This is a genomic window from Acinetobacter sp. 129952, assembly GCF_056642055.1.
The window spans coordinates 397,660-411,277 of the sequence record NZ_JBWVSU010000001.1 but is presented as its reverse complement, the minus strand read 5'-3'; the positions used below and the strand labels follow the sequence as shown (position 1 = coordinate 411,277).

15 protein-coding genes are annotated in these 13,618 nt (G+C 43.2%); 9 read left to right on the top strand and 6 right to left on the bottom strand.

Going from position 1 to position 13,618, the window contains the following annotated elements; genetic code table 11:
* The first annotated feature begins 120 nt into the window (after positions 1-120).
* Positions 121-1,026, top strand: coding sequence for a polyprenyl synthetase family protein (locus AC1IR0_RS01970; RefSeq protein ID WP_180180987.1), 906 nt, complete (start codon positions 121-123; stop codon positions 1,024-1,026).
* Positions 1,027-1,109: 83 nt separating this feature from the next.
* On the opposite strand, the gene putP is transcribed toward AC1IR0_RS01970, so the two are convergent.
* The 5 genes from putP to AC1IR0_RS01945 form a co-directional block, all read right to left on the bottom strand.
* Positions 1,110-2,600, bottom strand: coding sequence for a sodium/proline symporter PutP (gene putP, locus AC1IR0_RS01965; protein ID WP_044111220.1), 1,491 nt, complete (start codon positions 2,598-2,600; stop codon positions 1,110-1,112).
* A 213-nt stretch (positions 2,601-2,813) separates the two neighbouring features.
* Positions 2,814-3,668 (bottom strand): SPFH domain-containing protein, encoded by an 855-nt coding sequence (locus AC1IR0_RS01960; protein WP_004279377.1) that lies wholly within the window; start codon positions 3,666-3,668, stop codon positions 2,814-2,816.
* Between the two features lie 12 nt (positions 3,669-3,680).
* Positions 3,681-4,154 carry an NfeD family protein gene (locus tag AC1IR0_RS01955; protein WP_064095698.1) on the bottom strand — a complete coding sequence of 158 codons (474 nt, stop codon included), beginning with the start codon at positions 4,152-4,154 and terminating at the stop codon, positions 3,681-3,683.
* Between the two features lie 102 nt (positions 4,155-4,256).
* Complete coding sequence (locus AC1IR0_RS01950) at positions 4,257-5,174, bottom strand: patatin-like phospholipase family protein (RefSeq protein WP_479741136.1); 918 nt, start codon at positions 5,172-5,174, stop codon at positions 4,257-4,259.
* Between the two features lie 63 nt (positions 5,175-5,237).
* Entirely contained in the window at positions 5,238-5,867 is a 630-nt protein-coding gene (locus tag AC1IR0_RS01945; RefSeq protein WP_479741135.1) for a 1-acyl-sn-glycerol-3-phosphate acyltransferase, read from the bottom strand.
* A 138-nt stretch (positions 5,868-6,005) separates the two neighbouring features.
* Between AC1IR0_RS01945 and AC1IR0_RS01940 the strand changes: the two genes are divergently transcribed.
* The 3 genes from AC1IR0_RS01940 to AC1IR0_RS01930 all read left to right on the top strand — a co-directional run bounded on the left by AC1IR0_RS01940 (position 6,006) and on the right by AC1IR0_RS01930 (position 9,342).
* The gene (locus AC1IR0_RS01940) at positions 6,006-7,244 is read left to right on the top strand and encodes an MFS transporter (RefSeq protein WP_180037632.1); all 1,239 of its coding nucleotides are present in this window, start codon (positions 6,006-6,008) and stop codon (positions 7,242-7,244) included.
* A 136-nt stretch (positions 7,245-7,380) separates the two neighbouring features.
* Positions 7,381-8,493, top strand: a complete 1,113-nt coding sequence (locus AC1IR0_RS01935; RefSeq protein WP_310077999.1) for a porin — start codon at positions 7,381-7,383, stop codon at positions 8,491-8,493.
* 147 nt (positions 8,494-8,640) lie between these two features.
* A complete protein-coding gene (locus AC1IR0_RS01930) occupies positions 8,641-9,342 on the top strand; it encodes an HAD family hydrolase (protein WP_253102522.1) in 702 nt (233 codons plus the stop codon).
* Here the strand turns inward: AC1IR0_RS01930 and AC1IR0_RS01925 are convergent.
* Positions 9,339-10,016, bottom strand: coding sequence for a DUF421 domain-containing protein (locus tag AC1IR0_RS01925; protein WP_191113055.1), 678 nt, complete (start codon positions 10,014-10,016; stop codon positions 9,339-9,341). The genes AC1IR0_RS01930 and AC1IR0_RS01925 overlap by 4 nt on opposite strands.
* Positions 10,017-10,499: 483 nt before the next feature.
* Here AC1IR0_RS01925 and AC1IR0_RS01920 point away from each other — a divergent pair, with 483 nt between their 5' ends.
* The 5 genes from AC1IR0_RS01920 to AC1IR0_RS01900 all read left to right on the top strand — a co-directional run bounded on the left by AC1IR0_RS01920 (position 10,500) and on the right by AC1IR0_RS01900 (position 13,585).
* On the top strand, positions 10,500-11,186 hold the full coding sequence (locus AC1IR0_RS01920) for a carbonic anhydrase (protein WP_191113060.1): 687 nt from the start codon (positions 10,500-10,502) through the stop codon (positions 11,184-11,186).
* Positions 11,164-11,340, top strand: a complete 177-nt coding sequence (locus AC1IR0_RS01915) for a hypothetical protein (RefSeq protein WP_191113056.1) — start codon at positions 11,164-11,166, stop codon at positions 11,338-11,340. The genes AC1IR0_RS01920 and AC1IR0_RS01915 overlap by 23 nt, the downstream gene beginning before the upstream one ends.
* Entirely contained in the window at positions 11,330-12,373 is a 1,044-nt protein-coding gene (locus AC1IR0_RS01910) for a molecular chaperone DnaJ (protein ID WP_191113057.1), read from the top strand. Before AC1IR0_RS01915 ends, AC1IR0_RS01910 begins: the two co-directional genes overlap by 11 nt.
* A 227-nt stretch (positions 12,374-12,600) precedes the next feature.
* Entirely contained in the window at positions 12,601-12,969 is a 369-nt protein-coding gene (locus AC1IR0_RS01905) for an endonuclease domain-containing protein (RefSeq protein WP_409666332.1), read from the top strand.
* Positions 12,970-13,189: 220 nt separating this feature from the next.
* Positions 13,190-13,585, top strand: coding sequence for a hypothetical protein (locus tag AC1IR0_RS01900; protein WP_409666331.1), 396 nt, complete (start codon positions 13,190-13,192; stop codon positions 13,583-13,585).
* The last annotated feature ends 33 nt before the right edge of the window (positions 13,586-13,618 follow it).

Here is a 13,618-nt window from a genome sequence, read left to right as displayed (position 1 = left end):
GCAGAACAATTCAATTTATGGCTGAAAATTCAAGGCATTTCTAGGTACAATGCCTGATCAGCGTACAGGCATTTATTCGCTTGTCATTTTATTCTTCTGGACTACGTATTCGAGGCGAATGTGTCATCTATCACTGACGTATCAACCCATGCACTCACTCAAGCACAACACCGCATTCAACAGGATTTATTGACCGCTCTGGAAGCCTTTGCTATTCCGGAACCTTTAAGGTCGGCAGTCCATCATGCTGTGATGCTTGGCGGTAAACGAGTACGTCCAGCACTATGCTATGCCACCGCCGCATTAAAACCCAACCAGAATAGCGCTGCAGTGCGCCGTGCAGCGGTTGCGATCGAGTTTATTCACTGCTATTCACTGGCCCATGATGATCTGCCGTGTATGGACAATGATTTGCTACGTCGTGGCCAGCCGACCTGCCATGTAGCTTATGGGGAAGATACAGCGTTGCTGGCAGGTGATATCCTGCAGTCTATGGCTTTTGAAACTTTGAGCAGTCGTCTGTTTGATCAGGGGCCAGCGGTAGAAGCTTCCATTGTACTGAAGCAGATGCAGATTCTGGCAACCGCTTCTTCGAAAATGGTGAATGGTCAGGTTTTAGATTTGCAGTCTGAAGGCAAGAAAATCGATCAGCAAGCACTGGAAAATATTCATCGCAATAAAACCGGTGCTTTGATTAGTGCCGCGATCATGATGGCGGCGGTGACTATTTTTGAGGGTACCGATCTGGCCATTCCTAAATTACGTGAGTTTGGACAGGCGATTGGTCTGGCCTTTCAGGTACAGGATGATATTTTGGATATTATTTCCGATACCGAAGTGTTGGGGAAAACAGCCGGCAAGGATGAACAGGTAGAAAAATCGACCTATCCGGCATTGATGGGTTTGGAGCAGGCCAAGGCCTATGCCCAGCAATTACATGATCAGGCGATCAATGCCTTGAACCATTTTGAAGGGGCGGAAGAGTTGAGGCAAATTACCCAGTTCCTGCTCACGCGCAAAAGCTGATTGAAAAATTATTTTTCTAAAAAATTTTAAAGGAACCGCATAAAAAAAGAGGACTTGAAGTCCTCTTTTTAGTTGATACAGAATTATTTGCTTTCGTTATACAGGCGTTCAGCTTCTTCAAAGCGATCGGTAATTTCTGCTGTTGGTGCTTTACCCATCAGGCTCACCACCACAATCGCCAGCATTGAACAGATAAAACCAGGAACGATTTCATACAGGCCAGTGTCAGCAAACAGGTTCTTCCAGAAAATAACTACGACTGCACCCACGATCATACCGGCCAGAGCACCATTCAAGGTCATGCGTTTCCAGAACAATGACAGGATAATCAGCGGACCAAAGGCGGCACCAAAACCTGCCCAGGCATAGGCCACTAGACCCAGAACTTTAGATTCAGGATTACCCGCCATCCAGATCGCCAGCAAGGCAATCAGTAGCACCATCAAACGGCCAACCCAGACCAGTTCTTTTTGTGAGGCATTTTTACGCAGGAAAGATTTATAGAAGTCTTCCGTTAGAGTACTTGAGCAGACCAATAGCTGACAGCTTAAAGTACTCATTACTGCGGCAAGAATGGCAGCAAGCACCACACCGGCAATCCATGGATTAAACAGGATTTTGGTCAGTTCCATAAATACCGTTTCAGGATTGGCATTCACTGCAGCGGCCAGTTCCGGATGCTGCTGGAAATAGGCGATCCCAAAGAAGCCGGCTGCGACTGCACCGCCAAGACATAGAATCATCCAGGTCATGCCAATACGGCGTGCATTTGGAATCGACTTGACCGAATCGGCTGCCATGAAGCGCACCAAAATATGCGGCTGGCCAAAGTAACCCAGACCCCAGGCGAGCAGAGAAATAATCGCAACAAAGCTCAGATCACCCAGAATATTCATTGCTTGAGGACGAGCAGCTTCCAGTGCCAAAGTTACCTGAGACATATCTGAAAATGCCATCAACGTCACGATTGGTGTCAGCAACAAGGCAAAGATCATCAGACCCGCCTGAATGGTATCGGTCCAGCTGACTGCCAGGAAGCCTCCAATAAATACATAGCTGATGGTGGCAATGGCACTGATCCAGAGTGCGGTACTGTAAGACATGTCGAACATGCTTTCAAACAGGCGTGCACCTGCGACCATGCCGGAAGCACAGTAAATCGCAAAGAAAATCAGAATCACGAAAGCCGAAACAATACGCAGGATTTTCTTCTGGTCGTTAAAACGATTCGAGAAATAATCCGGCAGGGTCAGGGCATTGTGCTGAACTTCGGTATGCACCCTCAGACGGCCAGCAACCAGCAGCCAGTTGAGCCAGGCACCAATAATCAGACCGATGGCAATCCACATCTCAGACAGGCCGGAAAGATAAATCGCACCGGGCAGGCCCATGAGGAGCCAGCCACTCATGTCGGAAGCCCCTGCAGAAAGTGCAGTTACGAAACTCCCTAAACGTCGGCCCCCTAAGATGTAATCGGAAAAGTTGCTTGTCGCGCGATAAGCCATCAGGCCGATCACCACCATTGCGACAATATAGAAAAGAAAAGTAATTAAGGTTGGATTTAGGGAGCTCATACGGTATCCATTTTTAAGTTGGACAGTAGATCGAAACAAGGAATAAGACAGCTGCGAAAAGCTTTAATCCGAAAGCCAGGCAACATCAAATCCAGTAGATTTCAAAAATAAACGCGAAATTTAACCATAAATTCACAATTTTTGCTGAGATTTTCTTGTGCGAATAAAAATAGGCAACCCTCAGGCTGCCTATATATAAAGTGAAAAGATCAATTAGTTAGGGCGACCCATAACACCACGAATGGTATTCAGCACATCAGCAGGCAGTACCACAGTCTTAGCATTTGGCGATTTGGCCATATCTTGCATGGCTTTAATATACTGTTCACCGAGTAAATAGGCGACCGGAATTTCATTATCACCAATGGCGGAAGTCACCATGTCGATTGCACGTTGTGAAGATTCAGCCAGTACCACTTGCGCTTCAGCATCACGACGAGAGGCTTCCAGACGGCCGTCCGCTTCCAGAATTGCGGCCTGTTTTTCACCGTCAGCTTTGGTGACTGTCGCACGACGCTGACGTTCAGCAGCGGCCTGTTCTTCCATCGCGGTCTGCATGGTGATAGAAGGTTTAATATCCTGAATTTCTACAGTCTTAAGGGTGATTCCCCAGTCCGAGATATCATCGGAAATACTGGATTTCAAGCGTGCCTTGATATGGTCACGTGAGGACAGGGCATCATCCAGATCCATTTCCCCGACAATCGAACGCAGTGAAGTCTGTACCAGGTTCTGAATTGCCCATGAGTAGTTTTCAATCCCGTACACGGCTTTTTCCGGTGTGGTCAGGTTGATATAGGCCACGGCATTCATCAGCAGGACAGCGTTATCACGGGTAATCACTTCTTGTGAAGGAATATCCAGAACGATATCTTTGGTTGTGACTTTATAGGCAACTTCATCTACATAGGGAATAACAAAATTCAGGCCAGGATTTAGCGTGGTATGGTATTTCCCCAGACGCTGTACAATCCATTTGTAGCCTTGCGGTACAATCCGCACCCCTTTAAAAATGGTAATTGCCACAAAGGCCAGAAACGCGATAACAATGATAGAACCACCAGACATAGCTTATTCACCTTATTGATTTTGATAATGTGTGCTGTGAGGTTGTACGACCAGGTCGTTTCCAAGAATATCCACGACGCGAACACGGTCACCGACCTGAACTGGGTCCAGAGTTCGGCATTCCCATTCATCAGAGCCTAAAACTGGCATGGGAAAGCGTACCCGGATTTGCCCATGATCCAGATTGATCTGAATCACCATACCAATCTGGCCAATCGTTGCCTCACGCGACAGACCCGCTTTAGTCTTGTCGGTGGAAAGCGGTTTGATAAACTTGAACCAGAGCAGCGTACACAGTACAGAAAGTATGATCCAAGTCAGGATCTGGGTGGTCAGTCCCATCATCGGGAACATCCAGTACAGGACACCAACCATGACGGCACCAATCCCGAACCAAAGGGCAGCAAATGCGGGCAGCAGTAATTCTGACAGGATCAGAAGGATGCCTAATACAAACCAGTGCCAAGGTTCAAGAACTAATTCCATATCGTGACCTATATCGCTAAGTATTTAATTAATCATCATCTTTATATGATTGATCTTCAATGTAGCAGATGCGGCCGCAGATGAATATAAAAAAATCGTGCATCAAAATTTAGCCTGACGCGGCGGTTTAAGTGCTGCAGGAGACTGCTTGAAATCAGTAATTGCTTTTTCAATGGCACGAATTTTCAGCTGGGCTGCTTTTTCACCTTCCAGAATGGTCGCATTACTGGATTTCAGGTCTAAAGTACCGATATGGCCGACTTTGGGCTGGATCACCACATTGGCCTGACTCAGTTCCTCATGAATGCTTTGCTGTCCCATAATATTCAGGGTCTGATCTAGGACACCCCACATGTTCAGGGCTTTATTGCCATCTGGGCGTGCCGAAATATCCACGGCAATGACAATATCAGCTCCCATATCTTTGGCGGTCTTGACCGGAATCGGACTGACCAGGCCGCCGTCAACATATTTGGTGCCGCCAATCACGGCAGGCACAAACACATTCGGAATACTGCAGGACGCGCGAACTGCCTGGCCGGCATTGCCTTTAATAAAATCTGCCTTGCGGCCACTGTCCAGACGAGTGGCAACAGCAGCAAAGCGAATCGGGAACTGCTCAATCGGTTTGTTCGCTACATTCTTGTTGACGAAATCCTGCAATTTTTGTCCGGCAATAATCCCTTGCCGATTCAAGGTTAAATCGCGGATATCCGACTCTTTAAAATTCAGGGCAATCTGCTGTAACTGATAAGGGGATTTGCCGCTGGCATACAGACTGCCGACAAAACTGCCGGCACTGGTACCGGTGACAATCTTCGGTTTGATGCCGTGTGATTCGAGCACTTTAATGACGCCAATATGGGCAAAACCTTTGGCACCGCCACCACCGAGGGCAATGGCGACGACAGGTTCACGGGCTTTTAATGGCGTGGCAGGCGTAGGTGTTTTAGTAGCTTTGTCACAGGCTGCAAGACTGAAACCAAGGCAGCCAATTAAGGCATAACGGGCTAATTTCATTATAAAAACTGGTGATTAAATCAACAAAATTCAGGCTATCACATCAAAAAAAGCCGTATTTGCCTAGTCTTTTTTCAAAAGCTTTTGTAACGGCTTGGCCACCCAGTCTGGATTTTTGGCCGAGAATTTACCTTGATAATGCTGATAAATCTGTTCCAGGTCGTATTCATAATCACCGGTCAGATGGTACACGCCCAGGATATGAATAGTCTTGATATCATAATCAAAGGAAAACATCACAATCGGCAAATGGGCTGCCTTGGCAATATGATAAAAACCGCTGCGAATTTTATCCGGTGCCTTACGTGAACCTTCCGGTGCCATACCGGCCCAGATCTGCTGCGATTTTTCAATGATGTCTACAATCTGTCGGGTATGTCCTTGTGGACTATCTCGGACGACAGGAACCACACCAATCCATTCCAGCACCGGTTTTAGCGGTGTACGAAACAGGCTGTCTTTACCAAAAATCGTAATCTGAATACCGAGACCAAGCAGGGCATTGAAACCTAGCCAGGCATCAATATTGGAGGTATGGGGAGAGATAATCGCCACAGCTTTGGGCAAATCGGGGAATTCTCCTTCCAGACGCCAGCCCTGAGCCAAGAAAAGCTGCCTGAAAAAAGTTCGGCTCAGTTTGCTGCCGCGGGCTGGCACATGCGGCGGGAGTTGGGGGAAACGTATTTGGGCCATTGCTTTTGTCTCGTCCTGAAACTAATTTTTCTTTATTTTTTTATTATATTAGACTGTTGTAAAATCTGGATCATTGGCAAAATGTATAGCATCTTAAATGCTGGTGATGCCTTTTCACCTTAAGGACTTGGCCTAAATATGCGGAATATCTATATTTTACTGTTTTCGCTGTATTGGGCACAGGGGCTTCCGGTCGGATTTATGACGCATGCCTTGCCGGTCATTCTGCGGGCTGAAGGGGTATCGCTGGCGCATATCGGGGGCTTTGGCCTGTTAATGCTGCCTTGGTCGATTAAAATATTCTGGGCACCTTGGGTCGATCGACATGGATCAATCGCCAAAGGTCATTACCGTAGCTGGATTATTCCCCTGCAATGGCTGTCAGTTGCTGTATTGATTGGGCTCTCATTTCTACCGATTCAGGCCTTGAATCAGCCGCTGTATTTACTGCTGTTTTTTATCACGCTGTTGCTGATGAATGGCATTGGCGCGACACAGGATATTGCGACCGATGCACTGGCGGTCAATATTCTGAATCATGAGCAACAGCATTGGGGTAATACCTTTCAGGTCATCGGTTCACGACTGGGATTTATTGTCGGAGGTGGGGCCATATTATGGTTGCTAGATCTACTGCAATGGCAAGCCACCTTTTTATTATTGGCGGCTCTGGTCTTTCTTAATACTTTACCCATTTTATTATTTAAAGAACCGGATCATCTAAAAACCACCACGCAAACTTCTGAACAACCAGCACTCAGTAATATTAAAACCTATTTTCAATACTTCTGGTCGGATTCAACCTTGGCTGTCTGGTTACTGGTTTTATTGACCTTTAAAATCGCCGATGGTTTATCCGGGCCTTTATTAAAACCTTTAATGGTAGATCTCGGACTGAGCTTTAGCCAGATTGGTCTTTATGTCACCATGCTGGGAGCATTGACTGCCTTGATTGGAGCCGGACTGGCGGGCTGGTGTCTGAAGTACTGGTCTCGCAGCTCGAGTTTGATTATTTTCTCAATTCTAAAAATATTGAGCTTAATGGCTTATGCCTGGCTCGCTACGCAGTATGAAGCTCAAAACAAAGTAGAAAATTGGATCATTTATCTGATCAATGCGGCCGAAGACATGGTCTCAGCCATGCTTTTGGTGGTCATGTTGACCTTGGTCATGCAATACAGCCGTAAGCATCTGGCAGGGACAGATTTTACCTTTCAGGTTGCTCTGATGGCCACGGTGAGTGGGGGACTTTATAGCCTGAGTGGCATTTTTGGAGATGCTTTAGGCTATCAAAATTATCTGAATCTGATCGTGATCGTGGCAATTTTCAGTCTAATTCCAATTTTCCGATGGATGAAAGTAGCAGAAAAAGTATAAAATTTCTAAATAATCAACTGTTTGGTTAAATGTTAGCCTAAAGTACTAAATAGAATATATAAATATTAATTTAATAATTTTGTAATATAAGCGCCGTGTGTATTATTTGTTACAAAATAAATTAAGGATTTTTTTGATGAAAACTAAGTTAGCGACAGCAATTGCATTCAGCCTTTTGGCGGGGACAACTTTTGCAGCACCAACTTTTTATGGTGAGATTGATGCCACAGTTGATTATTTACCTGAAGACAATGCTTCACCAGTATCTGACAAAGATGTAATTGAACTAAGTTCAAATAGCTCATTCGTTGGTTTAAAAGGGGATGAAAAGTTAACGGATCGCCTAAGCGCAATTTATGCAATTGAATGGGCTTTTAACTCTGATGGTGAGGGTGACGACTGGTCTAAACGTAACCGTTTTGTTGGTTTAAAAGATGCAAAACTTGGTACTTTAAAAATTGGTGCACATGACACTCCATTAAAACAATTGTCTAGCCCGGTAGATACCTTCAATAATTATGTAGGTAACCGTGCTGATGTAAGTGGTATTTTCACTGGTGAAAGCCGAGTAGCGAATGCTGTAGTGTATGAAGCTCCAGCTATTGCCTTGCCTCAAGGTGCTATTAAAGTGAATGCTTTATTGGCAACTGGTGAAAATTCAGGAATTAAATCTGATAAAGGTGTAGTTAAAACTGCAAATCGTGGTTTAGGTGATGCTTGGTCTGCTTCTGTAGTATATGACAGCCCAGTAGTTGTAGCAGGTGTTGCTTATGACAAAGCAATTCCGACTAACTTCTTAGGGCGCGGTTTTGATAATGCTTCTGCTCCAGAAGTAACGGGCGGTACTTTATTTGCTGCTGCAAATACCATTCGTGCAATTGGCCGTGTAAATCTAGATGGTGGTTTAGCGCTTAAAGCTCTTTATCAAACTTCAGAAGTGGCGGATGTGGATGCAGCTTCTAAAGCAGTTGATTTGCTTATTGATGATGCTCAAGGTTGGTTAATTGGTGCTGAATATAATCTTCCAAATGCAAAAGCTTGGACAGTTAAAGGTCAATACAGCCAAAACACTACAAGCTTCAAAGATAATACTGCCGATTATGAAGCACAGCAGATCTTTGTTGGTGCAGATTACGCATTTAGTAAACAAGTGAAAGCATATGGTTATGCCGGTTATCTAACACTTGAGCGTGGTTCTTTAGAAACTAAACAACCAGTTGTTGGTACAGGCTTAGAATACAAATTCTAATTTAGATTTTGTACTCTAAGAAAAGGCGATGCTTTGGCATCGCTTTTTTTATGCTTAAAACAACAAAACTTAGCAATTTTATGTCTGATCTAACGAGTTTCGGACTGTTACCATGATTGAAAGTTTCAGCATTTCGTTTTGAAAATTATGCCTATTCAAGCCGTTTTATTTGACCTCGACAATACCTTGACCCATCGTGATCTCACTGCACAAGCTTATAGCCGCTCTCTAGCAGAATATTATGCGCCAGCATTGGCACTGGTCGAACCAGAAAAAATTATTGAGATTGTAAGGCGCATTGATAATGGCGGTTATCCGAAAAAGGAATTGTTGACACATGGCAGTATCGGGGCTTCGGCTGCCTATGCGTTGTTACAAGAACTACACTGGTTAAATCCCCCGAGCATAGATGAACTAGCCCAATTCTGGTTTAGCCAGTTTGGCCGTTTCGCCGTAGAAATGCCGGCAGCAGAGCAAGTATTAACAAAGCTAAAAAATGAAGGTTATCAGCTAGCCATTGTTTCCAATGGCGGACATGACACCCGTTTAAATACGATTCGGGGTTTGGGTATTGAACCTTATTTTGATGAGATCATCAGTTCGGGGTTGGTGGGTTTTAACAAACCACAGCTGGAAATATTCCAGATCACTGCAGAGCGTCTAGGCGTGCAGCCTGCACAGTGCCTGTATATTGGCGACCATCCCATTAATGATGTACAAGGAGCTACAGAGGCCGGAATGCATGCATTATGGATGCAAGGCTTTCATGCCGATGCCGAACATATCCGATATAAAATTCAGCAACTGCCGGAAATTTTTGCGCATTTGCAGTTACTGAATCAGACTTAAGTTATTCTTAAACAGTCAATCGTTTCGGCCCATTGCGAAGAATCACAGCGCGGACATTGCTGGTCGGCATGTGAAAGGGTTTGTACCTGTCCACAGTAAATGCAGGCATATAATTGCCCGGCCTTGACCTGTTGGACTATAGAGCAGGTTTTAGGAAAAAGTGGCAGCCCAGGCCGAACCTCATCCGATTTGAAAAACAGGATACTGAACTTACCGTCAGTTTCCAGTAAACCGGTGCGTACCTGACCCAGATGTTCTACGCCTTGCTGGCGCATTTCGGCAAAGAATTCATCATGTGACATTTTACCTTTTTTAATTTCTTCAACGACCAGTACGCCATCTTCCACGATATAAATCGGTTTACCTTCCAGCAGGTCTTCGAACCATTGATATTTCATCATGAGCCAAGTAGTTAGGCGATACATGACAATAATGACCGACATCACCAAAACTGCCTGAATCAGGGGAATATCTTCAGTAAACATCGGATCGCCGGCAATCGAACCCAAGCTCAAAATGATAGCGACTTCGAAGATAGAAAGTTGACGTACCCCACGTTTTCCGGTCAGACGCAAAAACAGGATAATCATCGTGTACATCAGGGCACAACGCAGCAAAATTTCTGCGGTAAACTCCCAGGTGGTGTCATTTATAAATATGGTCGCCCAGTCCATTTAAATTCTTTATCCTCATTTTTCTCTTTGGCTCGAGTCTAGCAATATCAGTATTTTATTTGCTGCTGTGTTTATGTAAGTTTATGAATAAAGGTAGATTCTATTTAAAAAAGAAGCTTGAACTTAAAAATCTAGCTATTTGATCTATTGAAAATAAGATAGAGATTTCATGTAAATAATGCATAAAAAATCAGCAGATTAAATTTGAAGAAGATCACATTCTCTACTGTCTATTTTTAAATCTATAAAAGTATTATCCATTTGAAATTTATCAATATATATTCTGAATAATGTGTTTTGAATAATTAGGAGTGTTTAGAAATTTGTAAGCAAATCACTTCATCTTTATAAAAATCTGTAGTTTGTGGCCTGAAAAATAGAGTGATTACACTACTTTAATAAACTGTTTTTAAATTAGAAATTGTGATTTTGACTTCCAACAAGGGATGTATTGTGAAAAGAATATTCACGCTTTTAACGGTTATGGGTTTAAGTACAGCGGTCTGGGCAGATGCGGATTGGGATTATACTCAGCCTGAGCAATGGTCGACTTTGAGCCAGAAATATTCGGCCTGTAATGGTCTGAACCAGTCACCGATCAATATTGAGCGAACAGTAAAAGCTGAACTGGAACCGCTCAAGTTCAGCTATAATACCATGATTCATGCGATCGAAAATAAAGGTCATACTGTGCAGGTAGACTTTGCCCAAGGTGGTGAATTGCAGCTGGATGGCGATATCTTTGTACTGAAGCAGTTTCATTTGCATAGTCCGAGCGAAAACCTGATTAAAGGCAAAAGCTATCCACTGGAAATCCATTTTGTCCATGCCAATGCCAAAGGTGAGCTGGCTGTCGTGGGGATGATGTTTGAGCAGGGTGCAGAAAGCCAGATGCTCAAACGCATGTGGAACCGTTTACCGAAAAAGCAGGGCGAGAAAGTGGTTTTGAAAACGCCACAACCTGTGAATGCAATGTTGCCTAAGAATCTGGATTATTACCGTTTTAGCGGTTCGCTGACCACACCGCCGTGTTCGGAAGGGGTGCGCTGGCTGATTCTGAAAGATATTCAACAGGCTTCTGCCAAGCAGATTTCGGAATTTGCCAAATTGATGGGGCATCCGAACAACCGCCCGGTGCAGTCATTGAATGGCCGAGTGGTTCTGGAATAATCAATATGAGAGCGAAAAAGCAGACTTTGGTCTGCTTTTTTTAATTCTGATACAAATTTCGAAAGGGCACACTGAAAAGGACTTTGTGACGAAAGCTGAAAGATTTAATATGGATATTATTTCTTCTTTGACCTTCTCCTGCCATGCTCTTTGACTTGAAAACTATGATTCAGCCATTCACAGCCCTTTCGCCACAGCAGAAGAAGCTGGATCATCTGATTAATAAAATCGAGCAACAGAAACAGGAATTACAACAATGGCAACAGGCTGAAGAAGAGCTGCAGCAATATACGCATAAAACCTTCATGCCGGTCTACCATGAATTGCATGGCGTACTGTTCAAGCAGCTGGAACAGCTCTGGAAGCACATGCAGGAAACTACATTTTCCAAAGCAGAACTGGTGGTGCTGGATGAAAAGATTCAGTACCTTGCAAATTATCTAAAAGACTCTCAGGCAATGTCTGCGCAACAAGCCCATAAAGTGAATGAAATCTTCACTTACTATCAGCAACGTGCCGAGCATGCCCAATTCAGAAAAAGCCAAAAGAAAATAAATGAACTGGAAACATTTTTTAAGAATGAGCATCCCTCAGATCTTGCAGATGCAGAAGTATTTGAAGAATGGGAATCAGATCATTTTCAGCAGGCACGTGAGCAAGCCAGATTAAAACGCCAGCAGGAAAAACAGGAGCAGGCAGCAGCGATGGCAGAGCAGTCATTGAAAACTGTATATTTAAAAATTGCTGCCATCATTCACCCTGACCGTGAAGTGAATGATGTCAAAAAAATCAAGAAGACTGAATTATTGCAACGTGCCAATGAGGCGTATGCAGAGCAGGACCTGTTTACGTTACTGAGAATGCAACTACAGATTGAACAAGATCAGGATGTTTCACAAAAAGGTTTAAGCGCAGAGCAACTCAAGTTTTATCAACTGGCTTTGGATGCACAGAGCCAGAAATTACAAGATCAGATCGATACATTGATCCATAGATTGGTCTGGTCATCGAAAACCAGAATTGCAGTAAAAAAGGCGAAGGGTAAGGTCCAGATTGCTGACCTGTATAAGCAGATTGATGAAGATACTTCAGCCATTAAACAGCAGATTAAAGTGGAAAAAGAACGCCTGATGTATATCAAAAAGGTGAGTGGCTTGGAGATGTTTTTAAGGCATGGGATGCTTTAACTTAATTAGAATTACCTTTCCCTTGCGCAGCAGTGCTGCTCATCACTTGCGCTTCGTTTTAAAGCAGGACTTTAAAACTTGCTCAGGATAGGGAACATCCATTACAGAATAAATTTAAGCTAGAATTTCAATATTGGAATTAAATAACAATAATTAAAGTCACAATGAAAGTTCCCTCTCCCTTTGGGATGAGAAGCACTGCTTCGCAAGGGGGAGAGAGAATAACAATGAAAATAGATCCCCAATTACTCACTTTCGCCAAATCAATGCGCCACACCGCCACTGATGCAGAATACCTCATGTGGCAAATTTTACGCGCTAAGCGTTTTATGAATCTGAAATTCCGCCGTCAGCATGTGATTAAGCCATACATTTTGGATTTTTACTGTCATGAAGTTGGTTTAGTCATTGAGCTGGATGGCAGTCAGCATGGAACAGATGATGCGATTGAATACGATGTTGAACGAACCAAGTTTTTAGAGGCTGTGGGTTTAACTGTTGTACGGTATTGGAATCATGATGTTTTAGGAAGGACGGATGTGATTTTAGAGCATTTATGGCAAGTATGTACTGAATTAAAGCAGACCTCTCCCTAACCCTCTCCTAAAAGGAGAGGGAATATTCATTACTAAATTCATGCAGGCATTAAATCCAATGACACTCCCTCTCCCTCGGGGAGAGGGCTGGGGTGAGGGTAATTGATCTTTTACTATATATAGTGTTTTTAATTATTAAATTATCTATATATAGTGTTTTTAATTTGACATTACATTAATGGATTTATATGATTAAAACTTAGAATAAAAAGGTATAAATATGTCGATATTGAGTTGGGATGATTTTGAGGATGATAGTAATAGTAGTTCCTCGTTGCTCAGTAGAAATAGTAAGTTAAAACTCGCATTAGATATATTAGCAGGTGTTTTATCACGTCTAGGTAATACTGAGCGTGAAAGAACTATATTTGCCCATTTCCAAAAGATGTATCACAATCTATTATCAAAAATAGGCATTCTCGTTGATTTAGATACTTTCCTTTATCACTATATCAATAGAGAAGTTTCTAAATTTTTTTCAAAATCCTTAAAGGGTAATGAATCGGTAAGTTTACAAACATTCTTTAAAATTATTCTATTAGTAGCTTTACCAATTATTTTTATAACCACTCGTAATTTTTCAATTCAAAAAATCTCTCTATCTCTGCTTGAGTAACTCCTATGACCAAACTGTATTTATTTACACGTT

Coding starts and splice junctions, on each gene's coding strand:
- putP (WP_044111220.1), bottom strand. CDS start 2,600: ATGAGCTCCCTAAATCCAACCTTAATTACTTTTCTTTTCTATATTGTC.
- AC1IR0_RS01960 (WP_004279377.1), bottom strand. CDS start 3,668: ATGTCTGGTGGTTCTATCATTGTTATCGCGTTTCTGGCCTTTGTGGCA.
- AC1IR0_RS01955 (WP_064095698.1), bottom strand. CDS start 4,154: ATGGAATTAGTTCTTGAACCTTGGCACTGGTTTGTATTAGGCATCCTT.
- AC1IR0_RS01950 (WP_479741136.1), bottom strand. CDS start 5,174: ATGAAATTAGCCCGTTATGCCTTAATTGGCTGCCTTGGTTTCAGTCTT.
- AC1IR0_RS01945 (WP_479741135.1), bottom strand. CDS start 5,867: ATGGCCCAAATACGTTTCCCCCAACTCCCGCCGCATGTGCCAGCCCGC.
- AC1IR0_RS01940 (WP_180037632.1), top strand. CDS start 6,006: ATGCGGAATATCTATATTTTACTGTTTTCGCTGTATTGGGCACAGGGG.
- AC1IR0_RS01935 (WP_310077999.1), top strand. CDS start 7,381: ATGAAAACTAAGTTAGCGACAGCAATTGCATTCAGCCTTTTGGCGGGG.
- AC1IR0_RS01930 (WP_253102522.1), top strand. CDS start 8,641: ATGCCTATTCAAGCCGTTTTATTTGACCTCGACAATACCTTGACCCAT.
- AC1IR0_RS01925 (WP_191113055.1), bottom strand. CDS start 10,016: ATGGACTGGGCGACCATATTTATAAATGACACCACCTGGGAGTTTACC.
- AC1IR0_RS01920 (WP_191113060.1), top strand. CDS start 10,500: ATGGGTTTAAGTACAGCGGTCTGGGCAGATGCGGATTGGGATTATACT.
- AC1IR0_RS01915 (WP_191113056.1), top strand. CDS start 11,164: ATGGCCGAGTGGTTCTGGAATAATCAATATGAGAGCGAAAAAGCAGAC.
- AC1IR0_RS01910 (WP_191113057.1), top strand. CDS start 11,330: ATGCTCTTTGACTTGAAAACTATGATTCAGCCATTCACAGCCCTTTCG.
- AC1IR0_RS01905 (WP_409666332.1), top strand. CDS start 12,601: ATGAAAATAGATCCCCAATTACTCACTTTCGCCAAATCAATGCGCCAC.
- AC1IR0_RS01900 (WP_409666331.1), top strand. CDS start 13,190: ATGTCGATATTGAGTTGGGATGATTTTGAGGATGATAGTAATAGTAGT.